Consider the following 17,760-nt stretch of genomic DNA (forward strand, 5'->3'; position numbering starts at 1 on the left):
GGCGTTCTGGTGGCGCAAAATGCCAATGAAAACAACCCCGAGTCTACTGTGCATGGGGTTGTTTTCGCAGTTTTAAGATCAGCCTAGTGCCTCACGCCCCGCAAATGATGACGCCGTACCAGCCGAGCCCGCGATAGGTCTCGTAGCCCGGCGTTGCATGGAAGGCGACCAGCGACCCGTTGCGGTCGTGATAGAAGCCGGAGCGCTGGCCGTTCAGCGAGATCGAGATGCGCTCGCTGAGGATGCCCTGGCCGTCGGACGCCGCGATCACGCGCAAGTTTGAATCGACCAGCAGCACGCGCGCCTTGTCGCTGTCGCCGACGCGCACGCCCTGGACGATGGCGCGGGCCTGTGGCTCCCAGTCGAAATGGATGGCGAGCACGCCGATCGGGGCGCCGCTCGCCTGGCCGCCGGCGCGGACGCTGGCACAATAGGTCGCCACCTGCGCGTTGCCGAGCAGCGGCTGGTTCTCGACGTCGCCGGCGACGTAATCGTCACCGGAGCGCAAGCCCTTCGCCTCGCGAAACCATTTGGTGTGGGCGACGTTCTGGCCGACGGCGCGGAAGCGGTCGGCCCGGCCGTTGGCGATGACGTTGCCGTCGAGATCGCAGAGCCACAGGTCGAGATAGACGGTGTAGGCCCCGAGGATCACGCCCAGGCGCTGCGAGGCATGGGAGATGGCTGCGGCGCTCGGCGATGCCGCGCAATCGACCACGGCGGAATCGGTCGCCCACCAGCGCACGTCGCAGGTGCGTTCGTAGAGATTGCGGTCGATCAGCTCGATGGCGTTCAGCGACAGGTCCATCATGCGCTCGCCGCGCGAACGCTGGCTCATGCGTTCGATCGAGGAGACGAGGTCGCCGGTGCGCTTCGTCAATTGGGTTTCGAGCTCACGCGCGATGGTCTCGACCTGCTGGCCGACGCCGCGCACCTCCTGCGCCACCACCGCGAAACCCGCGCCTTGCGCGCCGGCGCGCGAGCTCTCGATCAGCGCGTTCAGCGCCAGCATCTTCATCTGGTTGGTGATGTGCTGGATCGACTTGGTCTTGTCGACCGCGATCTGGTTGACCTCCGCGGTGAGGCGGTTGATCAGCGCGGAAATGTCGGAATCGTCCTCAGCGGGTTCGGTGGCGATCGGCTTGGCCTTCAGGCCCAGCGCAGCAGACATCGGGGGCATCCCTTGGCAATGAGGTCTGATCTGCAACGAACCCGGAACTACAAATTACAGATCGAATACGATTCTTTTTCGAAGATTCCGCCTAACGCCTGCTTAATTTGCTGTTCGGCGGATTGCCCAAATGATAGTCACTCAGCGCAGCAAATCGGCAATCCACCGCTTTGTGCGCCGCGGAGATTGCAAATGCCCGGAGATTCCGGGTCAATCACTCCGCAAGCCGGACCGGCGCGACCGCGTTGGCTGCGGCTTCCTCAAACCAACTGCGATACATGACGCCGCCTGCCACCGCCTTGCCCGTCGAAGCGCCCCAAGCGTTTCTCGGCGTCGCGCGCTCGCTGACCGACAAGCTCTGGCGCGACCGGCTGGATGCCCGGGGGCGGCCCAGGCGCTCGCGATCGTGCAGCGGCACCAGCTTCCGGAGTTGTTGGCCCGGGTGCTGGCCGGCCGCGGCGTCGACATCGACGCCGTGCCCGACTTTCTCGATCCGACCATCCGCAAGCTCTTGCCGGACCCCTTTACCGTGACGGAGATGGAGGCCGCGGCGAAGCGGATCGCGGATGCCGCAGCCAAGGGCGAAAAGGTCGCGATCTTCGGCGACTATGATGTCGACGGCGCGACCTCGGCAGCGCTACTGGCCTGGCACCTGCGCCATTGCGGCCTCGATCCCCTGATCCACATTCCCGATCGCATTTTCGAAGGCTACGGACCGAATACCGAAGCGGTGCGTGCGCTCGCCGCCAAGGGCGCCACGCTGCTCGTCACCGTCGATTGCGGCACCACCAGCATCGAGCCGCTCGCCGAAGCCAGGCGCCTCGGCATGTCCGTGGTCGTGATCGACCATCACCAGGCCGGCACCGAGCTGCCGGAGGTTGACGCGCTGGTCAATCCGAACCGGCTCGACGATCTCTCGGGCCTTGGCCATCTCGCCGCGGTCGGTCTCGTGCTGGTGACGCTGGTGGCGGTCAATCGCGAGCTGCGTCAGCGCGGTTTCTGGAGCGCGGAGATGCCCGAGCCGGATCTGCTCGGCATGCTGCATCACGTCGCGCTCGGCACGGTTGCCGACGTGGCGCCGCTGATCGGCCTCAACCGCGCCTTCGTCGCCAAGGGCCTGATCGCGATGCGCCGGCGCGATCATGTCGGCCATACCGCGCTGATGGACGTGGCCCGGCTCAACGGGCCGCCGGAGGCCTGGCATCTCGGCTTCATGCTCGGGCCGCGCATCAACGCTGGCGGCCGGATCGGCCGCGCCGATCTCGGCGTGCGGCTGTTGCTGGAGGGCGACAGCGTCGAGGCGGCGCGGATCGCGGCCGAGCTCGACCGCCTCAACAGCGAACGTCGCGTGATCGAGCAGGCGGCCGAAGCGCAGGCCGAAGCCGAGGCGCTGGCCTCGATCGGCCTGGAGGACAAGCTCGGCGTCATCGTCACGGCCTCCGAGGGATGGCATCCCGGCGTCGTCGGCCTCGTGGCCTCCCGCCTCAAGGAGAAGTTTGCGCGGCCCGCCTTCGCCATCGCCCTGGAACCCGGCGGCATCGGCACCGGCTCGGGCCGCTCGATCGCCGGCGTCGATCTCGGCAAGGCAGTGCGGCAGGCGGTGGCCGACGGCATTCTGCTCAAAGGCGGCGGGCACGCGATGGCCGCGGGCGTGACGCTGCGGAAAGAGAAGCTCGCCGAATTCCGGGCCTATCTCGAGAACGCATTGGCGCAGGACGTCGCCGAGGCCCGCCACGTCAACGAGCTCTATATCGACGGCGCGGTCTCCGCGCGCGCGGTGACGCCGGAGCTTGCGGCGACGCTCAACCGCGCCGGTCCGTTCGGCAGCGGCAATCCGGAGCCCGTGCTGGCGCTGCCGGCGCACCAGCTCGTCTTTGCCGACGAGGTCGGCCAGGCTCACCTGAGGCTGCGCTTCAAGTCGGGCGACGGCGCCATCGTCAACGGCATCGCGTTCCGCTCGGTCGGCCAGAAGCTCGGCAACGCGCTGCTCGCCAATCGCGGCCAGCAATTGCATGTCGCCGGCTCACTCTCGGTCGACCGCTATCAGGGCGCCGAGCGGGTGCAATTCCGCGTCGTCGACGTCGCGCTACCGGACCAGGGGCCGTCCGTGATTAGATGACGCATGATCCGGAAAAGTGTGAAGCGGTTTTCCGAAAAGATCATGCGTGAAAGATAGCGTCTCGAATAACAAGAAAAGGGAGTGAACATGGCAGGGCAGGTTGAGGGCAAGGTCGCGCTGGTGACGGGCGGGGCCTCCGGTATCGGCGAGGCCATCGTCGAGCTGTTCGCGCGCGAAGGCGCCACCGTCGTCATCACCGATATCGACGAGCTGCGCGGCCCGGAGCTCGCCAGGCGCGTGACGAGTGCCGGCGGCAAGGCGCTCTTTCTCGAACAGGACGTCACCAGCGAGGAGCGCTGGATCGACGTGGTCGCCGAGATCGGCAAGCGCTACGGGCGGCTCGACATTCTGGTCTCCAATGCTGGCATCGGCATTGCGGTGCCCTCGATCGTGGACATGACGCTCGCCGATTGGCGCAAGCAGAACGCGATCAATCTCGACGGTGTCTTTCTCTCGGTCAAGCATTGCCTTCCCCTGATGCGCAAGCATGGCGGCGGCTCGATCGTCATGATGTCCTCGCTGGCGGGCCTGCGCGGCGCACCCGGCCTGTCGGCCTATTCAGCGACGAAAGGTGGCGTGCGGCTGTTCGCCAAGTCGATCGCCATGGAATGCGCCGCGGCCGGCGACGGCATCCGCGTCAACTCGGTTCATCCCGGCATCATCGACACGCCGATCTGGGCCAAGATCCCGACCGGGGCGACCGGCGCCGGCCAGAACGCGCCGATCGATCCGGAGGAACGGGCCAAGGTCGCAACTCCGCTCGGCCGCGCCGGGCAGGCCGCGGAGATCGCCTCCGGCGTGCTGTACCTGGCCTCCGATGCCTCGCGCTACGTCACCGGAAGCGAGCTTGTGATCGACGGCGGCATGAACGCAGGCGGCGTGCCGCGGCGGGCCTGATCCGCGCAGGGCAGGGTGGCAAGTGAGGGGCTGACGCGCAGGCGCGGCCGCTGTACAACGTGACTAGCCCCCGACCCGACAGAGGTGTTCTTCGCCATGGCGCACAGCCTTCACGCTTCCTCATCCGCGCCCGCGCCATTCCGCTCGAACCGGCCGGACCTTGCGACCGATGCGATCCGCACCGCGCGCGAGGACCTCGCCGCCTGCTTCCGCATGGCCGCGCGCAACGGTTTTGAGGAAGGCATCTGCAATCACTTCTCGGCCGTCGTGCCCGGCCATGACGATCTGTTCCTGGTCAACCCCTATGGCTACGCCTTTCGCGAGTTGACCGCGTCGAAGCTCCTGATCTGCGACTTCCACGGCAACGTGCTCGACGGCGAGGGCGTGCCCGAGGCGACCGCGTTCTACATCCACGCCGAGATGCACAGGCTGCTGCCGCGTGCCAAGGTCGCGTTCCACACCCACATGCCCTACGCCACGGCGCTGTCGATGACCGAAGGCGATCCCCTGATCTGGGCCGGCCAGACCGCGCTGAAATTCTATGGCCGGACGGCCGTCGACCGCGACTATAACGGCCTCGCGCTCGACAGCCGCGAAGGCGCCCGGATCGCCTCGGCGGTAGGCGACGCCGATATCGTCTTCATGAAGCATCACGGCGTGATGGTGCTGGCCCCGACCATCGCGGAGGCCTGGGACGACCTCTATTACCTCGAACGGGCTGCCGAGGTGCAGGTGCTTGCGATGTCGACGGGACGGAAGGTGCTGCCGGTCGATCCCGCCGTTGCGGCGGAGACCTACCGGCAGATGCGCGAGGGCGATAGCGAATCCGCACGGCTGCACCTTGCCGCGATCCGTAGGCAGCTGGATGCGGAGGAGCCGCAGTACCGGCATTGACTATTGTGTCATTCCGGGGCGAGGCGGAGCCTCGAACCCGGAATCCAGAGATGTGGCGCGAGATTCCGCGTTCTCGCTAGGCGCGCCCCGGAATGACCGGTGCCTACGACCCCTGCCGCAGCTTCGCCAGCACCTTCAGCCCGCCATAGCCGTCTGCCGGCGTGATGCCTGCGCGCTGCTGGAAATCCTTGACCGCCTTCATGGTGTCGTTGCCGACGCGGCCGTCGGTGCCGCCGGTGTCGAAGCCGGCCTTGGTCAGGCGCGTCTGCATCTCCTGCACCTCGGCGAGCGTCAGTGCGCGTTCGGAGCCGGGGAAGGGCTGGATGAACGGCGGGGCGCCGAGGCAGCGGTCGCCGAGATGGCAGATCGCCAGCGCATAGTTCATCGAAGGGTTGTAGCTCTTCACCGAGTAGAAATTCGGCCCCAGCAGGAACGTCGGCCCGCCCGCGACCGGTGTCCACATCTGCGCCGATGCATTCGGCTGCGGGAAGGGCTGGCCGTCGGCGCGGGTGACGCCGGCCGCCTGCCAGGCCGCATAGGTGCGGCTGCCGCTCATATTGCCGGGCGCGCGCACCTCATAGCCCCAATGCTCGCCGCGATGCCATTTGCCGCGATTGACGAGATACTTTGCGGTCGAGCCGAGCAGATCGTCGGGCTTGCCGAACGGCGACACCTTGCCGTCGCCGTCGTAGTCGATGCCGACATTGAGCCAGACCTCCGGCATCCATTGCGAGTGCCCCATCGCGCCGGCCCAGGAGCCCTTCATCTCCTCCGGCGTGCTCCAGCCTTTGTCCACGATGCGCAGCGCGTTGATGAGCTCGGTCTCCCAATAGGTCTTGCGGCGCGGCTCATTCCAGGCGAGCGCCGCGAGCGATGGAAACACCGGCCTCATGTGGTTCTGCTGCACCAGGGGATCGCCATAGGCGGACTCGACGCCCCACAGCGCCAGCAGCGTGCCGCGTTCGACGCCGAAATCGCGCTCGATGCGGGCGAACAACGACTCGTTGTTCTTCAGCGCGATCGTGCCGTTGATGATGCGCCAGTCGGAGACGCGGCGATTGATGTATTGCCAGACCTGCTCGTGGAATTCGGGCTGGTTGCGCATCTGCTTGAACACGCTCATGTCGGGTTCGACCCGCCCCATCACGCGTTGCCAGGTCGCAGCGGAAATGCCCTTCGCCATCGCACGTGCACGAAAGCTCTCGCGCCATTCTTCGAAGCCCGGAGGCGCAGCGTGACCGCTTCCGGGCAATGCGAGCAGCGCGGCCGCGCCCAGCGTGGATTTCAGGAGCGCGCGGCGGGTTTGATGGGGCGAGGAATCAGCGTGTTTCATGGGCACATTCTAGCCGGAAACATGGTGCGTGTGAGTGGGTTCCTGGAACAGCCGGTGCTTGATTTTGGTGTCGGTCCGATGGTCCTGTTCCCGCCGGAACAAACTGTCGCAGTCCCGCATTCCTTCCGCACGAGATGAGGAGGAGAATATGAGGACATATCTGTTGGCGGCCGCAATGGTCACGGCGATCGCTATGCCCGCGTTCGCCGACGAAGTCGGCGTTCACGTCGGTCCGGCCGGCGCTGGCGTGACGGTCGGTCAATCCCACGAGTACCGCGAGCGGCATCGGGATCGCGACCGCACCACCGTGATCCGGGAGCGCGAGCCCTCTGATCGCACCACGGTGATCAAGAAGGAAGATGAATACGGAAATCGCGAAAAGACCGTGATTCATCACGACAACGACTGACGGAACAGGCCCCGGTCAGAGTGCGCCGGGGCCAAGTTCTGTTCATCAGGAAAATCGGGCTGGAATGAAGATACGCACGCATGCGGAGAGCCATGTCGTCGAACTCGATGACGGCTCGCAATGGCAGATCTTTCCCGGCGATCTCGCGACCACGCTGAGCTGGAAGCCCGAAACCGATTTGCACCTGGAGCCGAGCCGCGACCGGGTGAGTTCGCATGTGCTGGTCAATGCTGGCGACAGAACCCGCGTGCGGGTGATCGCCGCAGGCGAAGCCTGGCCCGACGGCGAGGTCAAGGATGCGCTGAAGAGGGGATAGAGCCCTTGCGGGTCGCAGGAGGCGGGACGGAGCGTCTAATCTTCTTGCAGTTCGGTCGCGATGCCGGTGAGCCAGCGCCGGATTGCAGTCTCGGTCTTCGCATCCAGGCTCCGAGCAAGGCGCTTCTCCAATTCGATCACACGCGCCCGGCAGGCTTTCAGAAGCGCCGCGCCGCGCGGTGTCAGCGTCCATTGCTGGATGCGGCCGTGAACGGGATGGGGCGTCATCACGATCGCGCCGTCGCGTTCGAGATTGCGGATGATGACCCCGACGGTCTGAGGCGTCAGGAAGGTGAGGCGGGCAACGTCGGCGCCCGACAGACCCGGATAGGCATTCAGCATCGTCAGCACGGCGAATTGCGGCGAGGTCACGCCGAGATCGGCGAGGGCCCGCTCCATCGTCAGCCGGACCGCGGCATGAGCCTGGCGCAGCAGATAGCCGAGATAGCCTTGCTCGCCGCGCTTGCCTTCGCCGGGAGCGGGGACGCGCACTGTGCCGTGGCCGGCAGCTTCTTGCACCTGGTGGGCAGTTTTCGATCTTGTGACGACAGCGGTCTTGCGCGACATATCAGAGCTCTTATAAGATATAAGGACACTTACAATAAGACGAGGTGAACCGCAATGTCCCATGCCCGCAGCGAATACGAGGATTTCAAGAAGATCGCGCCCGACGTATATGATGTGGTGTTGGCGCTGGGGCAGCTTGCGGGCAAGGCCGGCCTGGACAAGCAGCTCGTCGAGCTCGTCAAGCTGCGCGCCTCGCAGATCAACGGCTGTGCCTTCTGCGTGCAGCACCACGTCCTGCTGTCGGAACGGATCGGCGTTCCCGTCGACAAGCTTCATCTGGTCGCAGTCTGGCGCGAGGCGCCGAATTTTTCGCCGCGCGAGCGGGCCGCGCTGGCTTGGGCCGAGGCCTTGACCTTGCTGCCCGACGGCGTCAGCGAGGAGGTCTACGCCGAAGCCGCCCGGGAATTCTCCGAGAGCGAGCTGATGTACCTGACTTCGGCCGTCGCATCGATCAACGTCTGGAATCGCTTTGGTGCTGCGTTTCGTTGGACGCCGGCGTTGCGGCCGGCGGCCGCGCATGCGGCTTCCTGATCAGCGCGCGGGGAGGTCACCATGACAGCCATGAGTTTTTCTGCCGTGCAACGCCCGGCGCCGTCACGTACGACGGCGTTCGCCGCCGTCGCGGGGCTCGCCTGCGCGCTGGCAATCGGCAAAGCCCTTCCTGTGACGATGGACACCGTCTCGGGTGCACTGGCGCCGCTCTGCGCCAGTGCTGCGGATGGCTCGTCGCTCGACAAGGTCGAGCCGATCGGCTCCTACGCGCTGCCCAACGTCCCGGGCAAGCGCGTCACCATCGTGCGCGTCTCCTACGGTCCCGGCGGGTTTTCGCGGCCACATCGTCACGCAGGCTCGGTGACGGCCCATGTCACCAAGGGCGAGATCCGCTCCCAGCTCGGCGGCGGCCCGGTCGAGACGTTCGGCGTCGGCCAGTCGTTCTTCGAGCCGCCGGGCTCGACGCATCTGGTCTCGGCCAATGCCAGCGCGACCGAGCCGGCGGAGTTGATCGCGGTGTTCGTGGCGGATGAGGGCGCGCAGCTCACGACGTTTCTGGATTAGCTTGGGTTCGTCAGTCGGATGCGGCTAAGAGGCTCGATCCCGCGATCGCCTCAACCGTTTCCAGGCCGGTGCAAGTCCGTATTCGACGGCCGGAATCGCAAGCGCACCGATGATCAGCCCAAGCACGCCCGAGATGGCGGCTTCGACCGACCATTCGACGATACCGGCAACCGATGGAAGGAGATGCGCGGCAGCCTCGGTCGCGGCATGCACCGTGTGGCCGACCGCGGGCGGGCCGTATTTCTCGATGCCGTGCAGGATGATGCCGCCGCCGACCCAGATCATGGCGGCGGTGCCGATGGTGCTCAGCACCGCCAGGAAGGCGGGCATGCCGCGGACGAGCCCGCGCCCGAGCAAGCGGATCGCGCCGCCAATGAAGGAGGCGCTGTCGTAACGCGCAAGGGCCAGGCCGGCATCGTCCGCCTTCACGATCAGGGCGACCACGCCGTAGACCCCGACCGTGATGGCGAAACCGACCAGCGCCAGCACGAGCGCCTGTGTCCAGATGCTGCCCACGGGGATCGCCGCCAGCGTGATCGCCATGATCTCCGCCGACAGGATGAAATCCGTCTTGATAGCGCTCGCGACCTTCTCGTCCTCGACCGAGCTTGCATCCGGCGCGATCGGCTCGAGCTGGGCTTCGTGATGGTGTGCGTGATGCGGCAGCACCGCTTCGAGCACCTTCTCGGCACCCTCGTAGCAGAGAAAGACGCCGCCGAGCATGAGCAGCGGCGTGACGGCGGCGGGAAGGAAATAGCCAAGCAGCAGGGCGATCGGCAGCAGGATCAGCAGCTTGTTGCGCAGCGATCCGACCGCGATCTTGCCGACGATCGGCAGTTCACGTTTCGAGGCGAAACCGATGACGTAATTCGGCGTGACGGCCGCATCGTCGATGACCACACCGGCGGCCTTTGTGCCCGCTTTGGCCGCCTGGCCCGCGATATCGTCGAGCGAGGCCGCCGCCACCTTGGCGATCCCCGCGATGTCGTCGAGAAGACCGATCAGTCCGACACTCATCAACCCTGTCCTTTGCTCGTTGGAGCCGGTGTGCCCGACGACAGCTCTTGCAAGCCGTCAGTTGTCCTCGCCGCTCGATCCTTCGCGCAGGTCCGGCTTGAGCACGTCGTCCGGCAAGGCGTGTGCGACCGGCTGCGCCGTGACCGCGATCTCCGGGCCGACCTCGCGGCCGCGGGCGCGGATCAGGCGTTCATAGGCGGAGACCAGGGTGACGTAGGGGCTGACCCAGATCCAGCCGTCGCGTGTGAACACCTGCACGTCGAAATGCAGATGCAGCGACGTTCCCGCGGGATGGTCGAGATAATTCGAGATCACACCGATCTTCTCGCCTTCGGTGACGATGCGGCCGTTGAGCACGCCGTCGGCGTTCATCGCATGCGGGTTCATGTGCATGTAGCGGAAGCGGATGTGCTCGGTCCGGCTGTTGACCTGAAGCGTCGCGGCCTGGTCCCTGGCTCCGCGGATGATGACCGCGTCGCGCACGGCGACGACGGCGCGCTGCTTGGGATCGCAGGGCTCGCGGGCTTCGCCCGGCGGCGGGCAGTCCGCGGCACGGATGTCCTCGCCCTGGTGGCCATAGCCGCCGGCACATTGCCACACCTCGAAACTGCGCGACTCGCAGAAATTGTCGCGCCAGGGATAGGCGGTCGGACCATCGTTCCTGTCGCGCTTGCCGTAGGATTGCGAGCGCACGAAGGCGGGAGCCTTTTCGAGAGGAAAGCGGATCTGGGCATAGGCCATCAGGTCGGGATGGCCGCCCTGCTTGCGGTAACCGGTGTTCGGGATGATGTCGCCGCTCGGCCGGTAGCTGAAGTCCGGCGAACGCGCCGCCGGACGATCGAGCACTTTCGAGGCAATGTCCGTCAACGGCCGCATGCGCTGGCCGCCGGCGACACGCAGGGCCTTCAGGAAGCGCTCGGCGACCGGATAGGCTTCCTTGCAGGCGAGCCGCCGCGGCTTGGCGACGCTGTCGAGGCACTGGATCGACACCACATAAGCAACGCCGAAACGGGTGAAGGCATAGCGGACATAACCTTCGCGGATGAAGCGTCGCAGATCCGGATAGAGCGTCGCGAGCGGCTTGACCGGCTCGCCCTTGCCCCCCGAGGGATCGGCGATGTCGTAGACGAGCGCCGAGCCCGTGATCTGCACTTCGACCGGCCGCGCGAACACGCGGGACGGCATGCCGTCGCCAGCGCCGGGCTCGAGCGAGAAGGTCGCGCTGTAGCCGGCGGGGCCGGCATCGAACATGTCGACGGGATTGAAGTCGGCCTGGTAGCGCGAAAGTGCAAGCGTCGCCGGCGCGCCGCTGCGTTGCCCCTCGAGGTAGGCGGCGGCGTCGAACGGCAGCAGCACGGGCACCGGGCTGCGGGTGATGCCGGTGAAGAAGCGCGAGGAGACTGCGTTGAGCTGAACCAGTGCGGGCGTCGCGCGCGGATCGTAGCGCGGCACGGAACGGCGAGGCGCGAAGACGAAATCCTCCGCGACCCGGGGGCGGCTGTTGATTTCGGTGCGGAACTGGTCGAGCGCTGCGCGCCAGTCGACGCGCAGGGCCGTGAGCGAGGGGCTGCGGAATTCATCCGCAGCGAGAGCAGAGGCGGAGAAGAGCGAAAGCGACGCCAGGAGTTGCGAGACGAAGCGGAAACCTTTCCCAACCACTGTCCCGCCCCCCGGCGCCATCTGTTGCGACCGCTCCGGTCCCCGTCAGTCCTTGGCGCGCTCGGAATAGGAGCCGTCTTCGGTCATCACCACGATGCGGGTGCCGACCGAGATGTGCGGCGGCACGGTGGTGCGCACGCCGTTGGAGAGCACCGCGGGCTTGTAGGACGACGAGGCGGTCTGGCCCTTGGTCACCGGCTCGGTCTCGACCACTTCCAGCGTCACGCGCTGCGGCAGCGCGATCGAGACCGGGTTGGTGTCGTGCATGGACAGCTTGACGGTCATGTCCGGCTGAAGATACGCGGCCGCGTCGCCGACCACGTCCTTGGAAACCTGGACCTGGTCGTAGGTTTCCGGGTTCATGAAGTGGTAGCCGTCGCCATCTTCATACAGGAACGTGTAATTGCGCTCTTCGATGGTGGCCTTTTCGACCTGGTCGGTGGTCTTGTAGCGCTCGGAGATCTTTACCCCGTCCGAGATTCGGCGCATTTCGATCTGGCTGACCGGGGTGCCCTTGCCGGGATGGATGTTCTCGGCGCTGACGACGACATAAAGCTTGCCGTCTTGCTCGATCACGTTGCCCTTGCGAATAGAACTGGCGATGACTCTCAAAGTGATATTTCCTGCTTGCTTGGCCCGGCACCGGCCAGGACGTGGTCAAATCGATGGGGGACTTGGGGCCTCAAATCGGACCTCGGCGCCCGTTTCGGGCCGCAACATACTGATTTTGCCGTTAGATGCCAGCGTTTTGCTCGCGCCTGGGGCGGTCGGTTAATGACTGGGGACAAGCCGATCTCACCGTTCTGGTCGCCTGACCGCCACCTCGACCGGCGGCCCTTCCTCAGGGCAAGGGGAGCCATTACCAGCGCAATCCGGGGCTTTTTCGCCGAGCAGGGCTTCGTCGAGGTCGAAACCTCCGTTCTCCAGGTCTCCCCGGGCAACGAGACCCATCTGCACGCCCCCCGGACCGAGCTGACGCGGCCGGACGGCAGCCGCGTCAGCCGTTACTTGCGGACATCGCCCGAATTCGCCTGCAAGAAGCTGCTGGCGGCGGGCGAGACGCGGATCTTCGAGCTCGCCCGGGTGTTCCGCGACCGCGAGCGCGGCGATCTGCATCTGCCCGAATTCACCATGCTGGAATGGTATCGGGCAGGCGCCTCCTATGACGCCATCATGGCCGACACCGTGGCGGTGATCGCCCGGGCCGCGCAGGCGACCGGGATCGGGACCTTCTCCTTCCGCGGCCGGACCGCCGATCCCTTCGCCGAGCCGGAGCTTCTGACGGTCGCGGGCGCCTTCGAGCGGTTCGCCGGCATCGACCTCTTGTCGACAATCTCAGGCAGCGAGGGTAACCGTGCCACGCTCGCCGCGGCGGCCGACGGAAAGATTCGGATAGCAGAGGACGACACCTGGTCCGACATCTTCAGCAAGGTCCTGGTCGAGCATGTCGAGCCGCATCTGGGGCAGGGGCGTTTGACCATCTTGTTCGAATACCCATCTCCAGAGGCGGCGCTGGCACGCGTCAAGGCGGACGATCCCAGGGTCGCCGAGCGCTTCGAGGTCTATGCGTGCGGCGTCGAGCTCGCCAACGGATTTGGGGAACTGACCGACGCCGAGGAGCAGCGCAAGCGCTTCACGGAATCGATGACGGAGAAGCAGCGCCGCTACGGCGAAGCCTATCCGCTGGATGAGGACTTTCTGGCCGCAGTTGCGGCAATGCCGGAGGCGAGCGGCGTTGCGCTCGGCTTCGACCGGCTGGTGATGCTGGCGAGCGGCGCATCGCGAATTGACCAGGTGGTGTGGACACCGCCAGCAAATGAAACGTCTAGTGAGACATGACGAAGACCAATCTTGCACGTACCTTGCGTGAGCCGGCCGAGCTCGTGGCCGAGCATCTTGCTCCGGCGGCAGCGCTGCCCGCGCTCGAGCGCGTGGCCGCGCGCTATGCGGTCGCGATCACGCCGGCGCTGATCGAGTTGATCGACACCTCCGATCCCGATGATCCCATCGCCCGTCAGTTCGTGCCGAGCGCCGCGGAGCTGGAGATGCAGGCGGGTGAGAGCGCCGATCCGATCGGCGATCACCCGCACTCGCCGGTAGCAGGCATCGTGCATCGCTATCCCGATCGCGTCTTGTTCAAGCTCGTTCACGTCTGCGCGGTCTATTGCCGCTTTTGCTTCCGCCGCGAGATGGTGGGACCGGGCAAGGAGAACGCGCTGTCGGACGATGCCTATCGCGCGGCGATCGACTACATCCGATCGCATCGCGAGATCTGGGAGGTGATCCTGACCGGCGGCGACCCGCTGATGCTGTCGCCACGGCGGATGAGCGAGATCATGGCCGACCTCGCGGCGATCGAGCACGTCAAGATCATTCGTCTTCATACCCGCGTTCCGGTGGCCGAACCCGGGCGCATCAGCGAGGAGATGGTTGCGGCGCTCAAGGTCGAGGGCGCGACCACGTGGGTGGCCGTGCATGCCAATCATGCGCGCGAATTGACAGGGCCGGCGCGCGCCGCCTGCGCGCGGCTCGTCGATGCCGGCATTCCGCTGGTGAGCCAGTCCGTGCTCTTGCGCGGGGTCAATGACAACATTGCCGCCCTGTCGGATTTGATGCGAGCTTTCGTCGAATGCCGGATCAAGCCCTATTATCTGCATCACGGCGATCTCGCGCCGGGCACGGCGCATCTGCGGACGACGCTGGCGGAGGGGCAGGACTTGATGCGGCAGTTGCGCGGTCGGGCGTCAGGACTGTGTCAGCCCGACTATGTCATCGACATTCCCGGCGGCGCCGGCAAATCGCCGGTGGGACCCAGCTATGTGTTGGCGGAGCAAAATACCGCAACCGATGCACGTGAAGCAGAGACGAAAACGAGCTATCGTATCGTCGACTATTGCGGCGACGTTCATCTCTATCCGCCTGAGACCTGAACGGTGGGAAGCGCCGGCTTGAATGGAGGATCGGATATGAAGAAGATCATGCTGGCAGCATCGCTTGCGGCCTTGCTCGGCGGTGCGGCGATCGCGCAGACCGGCCCCAAGGGATCGACGTCGGGTGGCGTCAGCTCCGGATCTGTGCCGCAGGCGCCCGTGGGCCATCGCCAGCCGCGCGCTTCAGACGTGCCGAGCAAGATTGTGAGCGACCCGAACGATCCACTCAGCAAGGAAAACCAGGCGCTCGACAAGAAGATCAAGAGCATCTGCCGCGGCTGCTGATGGGCTCACCTCTCCCCGTCGGGGAGAGGCGAGAAGAGCGACCGCGATTTTGCGACGAGCTATGCCGACCGCTCGTGCAATCCGGCGCCGCGGGTGTTGCGGCGGACCTCGACCGCATCGGCGAGCTGCTCGAGCACGGTTGCCGTGGTCGACCAGTCGATGCAGCCGTCGGTGATGCTCTGGCCGTAGACGAGCGGCTTGCCCGGCACCACGTCCTGGCGGCCGGCGACGAGATTGCTCTCGATCATCACGCCCATGATGCGGTGCTCCCCGCCGGCGATCTGGCCGGCGATGTCCGCCATCACCAGCGGCTGGTTCTCCGGCTTCTTGCTCGAATTGGCGTGGCTCGCATCGACCATCACCAGCGGCGCGACCCCGGATTTGGTCAACTCGTTGCAAGCCGCCGCAACGCTTGCCGCATCGTAGTTCGGATTGCTGCCGCCGCGCAGGATGATGTGGCAATCCTCGTTGCCGGCGGTCGAGGCGATCGCCGAGCGGCCGAGTTTGGTGACGGCCATGAAATGATGCGGATGCGATGCCGATTTGACCGCATCTGCCGCGATCCGCACATTGCCGTCGGTGCCGTTCTTGAAGCCGACCGGGCACGACAGCCCGGACGCCAGCTCGCGGTGGATCTGGCTCTCGGTCGTGCGCGCGCCGATCGCGGCCCACGACACGAGGTCGGCGATGTATTGCGGCGTCGTCATGTCCAAAAACTCTGTGCCCGCGGGCAGGCCGAGATTGTTCACGGCCGACAGCACGTTGCGCGCCAGCCGCAGGCCCTTGTTGATGTCGAAGCTGCCGTCGAGGTCGGGATCGTTGATCAGGCCCTTCCAGCCGACGGTGGTGCGCGGCTTCTCGAAATAGACCCGCATCACGATCTCGAGTTGATCGGCGAGGTCCTCGCGCATCTTGGCGAGACGCTCGGCATAATCGAGCGCGGCCCTGGGATCATGCACCGAGCAGGGGCCGACCACGACCAGCAGACGGTCGTCCTGGCTGTTCAGGATGGCATGGATGGCGTTGCGCGCGGCCATGACCACGCGGGTGGCGGTGAGCGTGCGCGGGACCTCGCGCATCACCTCGTCCGGGGTGCTCAGTTCTTTCAGTTCGCGGATGCGAAGATCGTCGGTCGTGCTCAGCACGGCAGGCTCCTGTTTGTTTCGAACCTGCCGGCCAATAAAAAAGCCGCCAGGTCTGGCGGCTTGTTCGGACGTTTGCTGCAATATTTCAGATTGAGCGCGATCCTCCTGCCGCCAGCGAGCTGTCGTAGCTAAAGTACCAAAAATAGCTGGTGGCGACGGTGATCATGGCAGGCCATATAGCGCGCCGTTCGAGGGTTGTCACCCCCCAATCGGCGCAGCAGGCGACGAGGCGCGTCAGGTGTTGCTCTTGCGCGCCGCCAGCGCCATGCCGATCAGGCTGGCGCCGCCGAACAGCAGGTTGATACCGACGAGGATGCCGATGGCCCATTCCGCAGAGCTCGGCAATCCCGTGATCACCATGAACGAGATCGCGATGTCGACGACGCCCGAGATCAGCAGCCACGACCAGCGGCTGCTCAGCTCGCGGCGGTGCTCCAGCGCGTACATGATGGTCGCAACGCCCTCGGCGAGGAAGTAGGCGCCAAGCACGATGGTCAGCGTCAGCACGGCCTGGACCGGCCGGGCCAGCAACAGGATGCCGGTGAGCACGGCGAGCGCAGCCGAGATCAGCGACCACCAGAAGCCCGGCGTGTTGCGCGCCCAATAGGTCACGATCAGTCCGCCGATGCCGCTGATCAGGAACATCCAGCCGAGGAAGATCGCGATCGCAAGGCTTGCGAGCGGCGGCAGGATCAGTGCCGCGACGCCGAGAACGGCGAGCAGGATGCCTTCGAACAGGAACGCCTTCCAATGCGCCTTGACGGTCTGGTTCATCGCGGATTGAAGCCGTGAATAATCCTCGGGCGATGTCATCGGCAGGCTCCAGATCCAAAGGTCAGCACTCAATCTAGTACGCACGCGGCGCGCGCGCCATGCGGTGGATCAACCGCTGCCGGACGCCGACGAAAAACCTTCCGCGCTGGTACGGATGCGGTTGCGGCCGAGAATGTAGATCGCGGTCGTGACAATCAGAAGCGCAAGGCCGAGCAGGATCGAGACGAAGCCGATCGGGATCAGGGCCAGCGTCAGGTTGCGCTCGGGATTGATCAGCCAGTGATGGATCGAGGTCAGCACGAAGGCGAGGCCGAGAAAGCCGACGCCGCCGCCAGCGAGCAGCAGCGCCCACATCCGGCGGAGCTGGCTGAGCCGCTCCCGCGCAATATCGGTCCGGGGTGCATGGTGGCGGGCGACGCGCCGGACCAGGCGGATCGCGAAGGCGATCGAGCCGAAGCCGACCAGCAGGCTGGCCGCGCCCAGCCACATCCGCAGCGTCGGATCGAGATCGGGCATCCTTTGCAGAGTCAGCAGCGGAAAGTCGAACGCCGAATGCAGCGCGAGCGGGCCGGCGAGCATCAGGAGGCGGCTGGACAGGCGGGCCCAGTCGCGATGGTGGCGGTTCGCGCCCAGCGCCGTGCCGGCGCGCGCGATCGTCAGGTAGGCGCCCGCGATGATGCCGAGCGCGCCGTGGAACGGCACGGTCAGCACGCTGCGCAAGGCGGCCAGCGAGCGCCACATGTCGGCGTGCTGAACCAGATAGGCCAGGTTCTCGTAAGCAGCGAAGCCGAGGCCGACCGCGGCGCCATAGACCACGGTGTCCATCGGGTTGGCAAAGGTCCGCCGCTTGGTCGAGGAGATCAGAACGATGGCGATCACCTTGACGGCTTCCTCAGGCAGCGCGACGCCGAAGATCGAATGCATGGCGAGCGCCGCCCAGGGGTCGTCGGGAGCGGCGACCATCTTGGCGAAGGGGGCCCGGGCGAGGCCAAGCAACGAGATGCTGGCCGCACCCAACAGGAATGCGGTCCAGACCTGAGCAGGCGGGCCGGGTCGCTCTTCAGCGGCGATGACAAGCCACAGCATCAGCAGCGCCGGGGCGATGGCAGCAGTTCCGATGACGGTGGGCAACGCTTCGATCAGGTACATCGGCGCCGAAAATAGGTTCCCTTGATCCGCTAATCTACATTCA

General features: G+C 65.9%; 18 protein-coding genes and 1 pseudogene. 10 read left to right on the forward strand and 9 right to left on the reverse strand.

Annotated elements, in window-relative coordinates:
* Positions 1-91: 91 nt before the first annotated feature.
* Positions 92-1,168, reverse strand: a complete 1,077-nt coding sequence (locus tag ACETMP_RS05705) for a methyl-accepting chemotaxis protein (protein ID WP_375160204.1) — start codon at positions 1,166-1,168, stop codon at positions 92-94.
* A gap of 278 nt (positions 1,169-1,446) precedes the next feature.
* On the opposite strand from ACETMP_RS05705, the pseudogene recJ reads away from it, so the two are divergent.
* The 3 genes and pseudogenes from recJ (at position 1,447) to ACETMP_RS05720 (ending at position 5,078) form a co-directional block, all read left to right on the forward strand.
* A pseudogene (recJ, locus tag ACETMP_RS05710) lies at positions 1,447-3,287 on the forward strand (single-stranded-DNA-specific exonuclease RecJ).
* Positions 3,288-3,374: 87 nt separating this feature from the next.
* A complete protein-coding gene (locus ACETMP_RS05715) occupies positions 3,375-4,184 on the forward strand; it encodes an SDR family NAD(P)-dependent oxidoreductase (RefSeq protein ID WP_375160205.1) in 810 nt (269 codons plus the stop codon).
* A gap of 96 nt (positions 4,185-4,280) precedes the next feature.
* Entirely contained in the window at positions 4,281-5,078 is a 798-nt protein-coding gene (locus tag ACETMP_RS05720; protein WP_375160206.1) for an aldolase, read from the forward strand.
* A gap of 103 nt (positions 5,079-5,181) precedes the next feature.
* Here ACETMP_RS05720 and ACETMP_RS05725 read toward each other — a convergent pair whose 3' ends face one another.
* The gene (locus tag ACETMP_RS05725; protein WP_375160207.1) at positions 5,182-6,411 is read right to left on the reverse strand and encodes a lytic murein transglycosylase; all 1,230 of its coding nucleotides are present in this window, start codon (positions 6,409-6,411) and stop codon (positions 5,182-5,184) included.
* Between the two features lie 148 nt (positions 6,412-6,559).
* On the opposite strand from ACETMP_RS05725, the gene ACETMP_RS05730 reads away from it, so the two are divergent.
* Together ACETMP_RS05730 and ACETMP_RS05735 are read left to right on the forward strand one after the other, a co-directional pair.
* Positions 6,560-6,820, forward strand: a complete 261-nt coding sequence (locus ACETMP_RS05730; protein WP_375160208.1) for a hypothetical protein — start codon at positions 6,560-6,562, stop codon at positions 6,818-6,820.
* 64 nt (positions 6,821-6,884) lie between these two features.
* On the forward strand, positions 6,885-7,136 hold the full coding sequence (locus tag ACETMP_RS05735; RefSeq protein ID WP_375160209.1) for a hypothetical protein: 252 nt from the start codon (positions 6,885-6,887) through the stop codon (positions 7,134-7,136).
* Between the two features lie 35 nt (positions 7,137-7,171).
* Here the strand turns inward: ACETMP_RS05735 and ACETMP_RS05740 are convergent, their stop codons facing one another.
* Positions 7,172-7,702 (reverse strand): MarR family winged helix-turn-helix transcriptional regulator, encoded by a 531-nt coding sequence (locus ACETMP_RS05740; protein ID WP_375160210.1) that lies wholly within the window; start codon positions 7,700-7,702, stop codon positions 7,172-7,174.
* 54 nt (positions 7,703-7,756) lie between these two features.
* Between ACETMP_RS05740 and ACETMP_RS05745 the strand changes: the two genes are divergently transcribed.
* Complete coding sequence (locus ACETMP_RS05745) at positions 7,757-8,233, forward strand: carboxymuconolactone decarboxylase family protein (protein ID WP_375160211.1); 477 nt, start codon at positions 7,757-7,759, stop codon at positions 8,231-8,233.
* A gap of 21 nt (positions 8,234-8,254) precedes the next feature.
* Positions 8,255-8,758 carry a cupin domain-containing protein gene (locus tag ACETMP_RS05750; RefSeq protein ID WP_375160212.1) on the forward strand — a complete coding sequence of 168 codons (504 nt, stop codon included), beginning with the start codon at positions 8,255-8,257 and terminating at the stop codon, positions 8,756-8,758.
* A 24-nt stretch (positions 8,759-8,782) separates the two neighbouring features.
* On the opposite strand, the gene ACETMP_RS05755 is transcribed toward ACETMP_RS05750, so the two are convergent.
* Genes ACETMP_RS05755 through efp form a run of 3 tightly spaced genes read right to left on the reverse strand, consistent with a single transcriptional unit; the run spans position 8,783 to position 12,046 of the window.
* On the reverse strand, positions 8,783-9,775 hold the full coding sequence (locus tag ACETMP_RS05755; RefSeq protein ID WP_375160213.1) for a DUF808 domain-containing protein: 993 nt from the start codon (positions 9,773-9,775) through the stop codon (positions 8,783-8,785).
* Positions 9,776-9,832: 57 nt separating this feature from the next.
* Positions 9,833-11,455, reverse strand: coding sequence for a M23 family peptidase (locus ACETMP_RS05760; RefSeq protein WP_375160214.1), 1,623 nt, complete (start codon positions 11,453-11,455; stop codon positions 9,833-9,835).
* 24 nt (positions 11,456-11,479) lie between these two features.
* Entirely contained in the window at positions 11,480-12,046 is a 567-nt protein-coding gene (gene efp, locus ACETMP_RS05765) for an elongation factor P (RefSeq protein ID WP_028136595.1), read from the reverse strand.
* A gap of 162 nt (positions 12,047-12,208) precedes the next feature.
* Here efp and epmA point away from each other — a divergent pair, with 162 nt between their 5' ends.
* From epmA to ACETMP_RS05780, 3 genes are read left to right on the forward strand one after another with little or no spacing between them, the layout of a single operon-like run.
* Positions 12,209-13,273, forward strand: a complete 1,065-nt coding sequence (gene epmA / locus ACETMP_RS05770) for an EF-P lysine aminoacylase EpmA (protein ID WP_375160215.1) — start codon at positions 12,209-12,211, stop codon at positions 13,271-13,273.
* Positions 13,270-14,364, forward strand: a complete 1,095-nt coding sequence (locus ACETMP_RS05775; protein WP_375160216.1) for a lysine-2,3-aminomutase-like protein — start codon at positions 13,270-13,272, stop codon at positions 14,362-14,364. The genes epmA and ACETMP_RS05775 overlap by 4 nt, the downstream gene beginning before the upstream one ends.
* Before the next feature lie 36 nt (positions 14,365-14,400).
* Positions 14,401-14,649 carry a hypothetical protein gene (locus tag ACETMP_RS05780; RefSeq protein ID WP_375160217.1) on the forward strand — a complete coding sequence of 83 codons (249 nt, stop codon included), beginning with the start codon at positions 14,401-14,403 and terminating at the stop codon, positions 14,647-14,649.
* Positions 14,650-14,708: 59 nt separating this feature from the next.
* Here ACETMP_RS05780 and ACETMP_RS05785 read toward each other — a convergent pair whose 3' ends face one another.
* The 3 genes from ACETMP_RS05785 to ACETMP_RS05795 all read right to left on the reverse strand — a co-directional run bounded on the left by ACETMP_RS05785 (position 14,709) and on the right by ACETMP_RS05795 (position 17,717).
* Complete coding sequence (locus ACETMP_RS05785) at positions 14,709-15,794, reverse strand: 3-deoxy-7-phosphoheptulonate synthase (RefSeq protein ID WP_375160218.1); 1,086 nt, start codon at positions 15,792-15,794, stop codon at positions 14,709-14,711.
* A gap of 234 nt (positions 15,795-16,028) precedes the next feature.
* Complete coding sequence (locus ACETMP_RS05790; protein ID WP_375160219.1) at positions 16,029-16,607, reverse strand: HdeD family acid-resistance protein; 579 nt, start codon at positions 16,605-16,607, stop codon at positions 16,029-16,031.
* A gap of 69 nt (positions 16,608-16,676) precedes the next feature.
* Positions 16,677-17,717: a PrsW family glutamic-type intramembrane protease gene (locus tag ACETMP_RS05795; RefSeq protein ID WP_375160220.1), complete on the reverse strand. Its 1,041-nt coding sequence runs from the start codon at positions 17,715-17,717 to the stop codon at positions 16,677-16,679.
* Positions 17,718-17,760 lie beyond the last annotated feature (43 nt).

The organism is Bradyrhizobium dasycarpum (genome assembly GCF_042019905.1).
In the GTDB taxonomy this organism is placed as follows: Bacteria; Pseudomonadota; Alphaproteobacteria; order Rhizobiales; family Xanthobacteraceae; genus Bradyrhizobium; species Bradyrhizobium japonicum_B.

Coding starts and splice junctions, on each gene's coding strand:
- ACETMP_RS05745 (WP_375160211.1), top strand. CDS start 7,757: ATGTCCCATGCCCGCAGCGAATACGAGGATTTCAAGAAGATCGCGCCC.
- ACETMP_RS05790 (WP_375160219.1), bottom strand. CDS start 16,607: ATGACATCGCCCGAGGATTATTCACGGCTTCAATCCGCGATGAACCAG.
- ACETMP_RS05760 (WP_375160214.1), bottom strand. CDS start 11,455: ATGGCGCCGGGGGGCGGGACAGTGGTTGGGAAAGGTTTCCGCTTCGTC.
- ACETMP_RS05775 (WP_375160216.1), top strand. CDS start 13,270: ATGACGAAGACCAATCTTGCACGTACCTTGCGTGAGCCGGCCGAGCTC.
- ACETMP_RS05795 (WP_375160220.1), bottom strand. CDS start 17,717: ATGTACCTGATCGAAGCGTTGCCCACCGTCATCGGAACTGCTGCCATC.
- ACETMP_RS05705 (WP_375160204.1), bottom strand. CDS start 1,168: ATGTCTGCTGCGCTGGGCCTGAAGGCCAAGCCGATCGCCACCGAACCC.
- ACETMP_RS05720 (WP_375160206.1), top strand. CDS start 4,281: ATGGCGCACAGCCTTCACGCTTCCTCATCCGCGCCCGCGCCATTCCGC.
- ACETMP_RS05755 (WP_375160213.1), bottom strand. CDS start 9,775: ATGAGTGTCGGACTGATCGGTCTTCTCGACGACATCGCGGGGATCGCC.
- epmA (WP_375160215.1), top strand. CDS start 12,209: ATGACTGGGGACAAGCCGATCTCACCGTTCTGGTCGCCTGACCGCCAC.
- ACETMP_RS05715 (WP_375160205.1), top strand. CDS start 3,375: ATGGCAGGGCAGGTTGAGGGCAAGGTCGCGCTGGTGACGGGCGGGGCC.
- ACETMP_RS05740 (WP_375160210.1), bottom strand. CDS start 7,702: ATGTCGCGCAAGACCGCTGTCGTCACAAGATCGAAAACTGCCCACCAG.
- ACETMP_RS05780 (WP_375160217.1), top strand. CDS start 14,401: ATGAAGAAGATCATGCTGGCAGCATCGCTTGCGGCCTTGCTCGGCGGT.
- ACETMP_RS05725 (WP_375160207.1), bottom strand. CDS start 6,411: ATGAAACACGCTGATTCCTCGCCCCATCAAACCCGCCGCGCGCTCCTG.
- ACETMP_RS05750 (WP_375160212.1), top strand. CDS start 8,255: ATGACAGCCATGAGTTTTTCTGCCGTGCAACGCCCGGCGCCGTCACGT.
- ACETMP_RS05735 (WP_375160209.1), top strand. CDS start 6,885: ATGAAGATACGCACGCATGCGGAGAGCCATGTCGTCGAACTCGATGAC.
- ACETMP_RS05730 (WP_375160208.1), top strand. CDS start 6,560: ATGAGGACATATCTGTTGGCGGCCGCAATGGTCACGGCGATCGCTATG.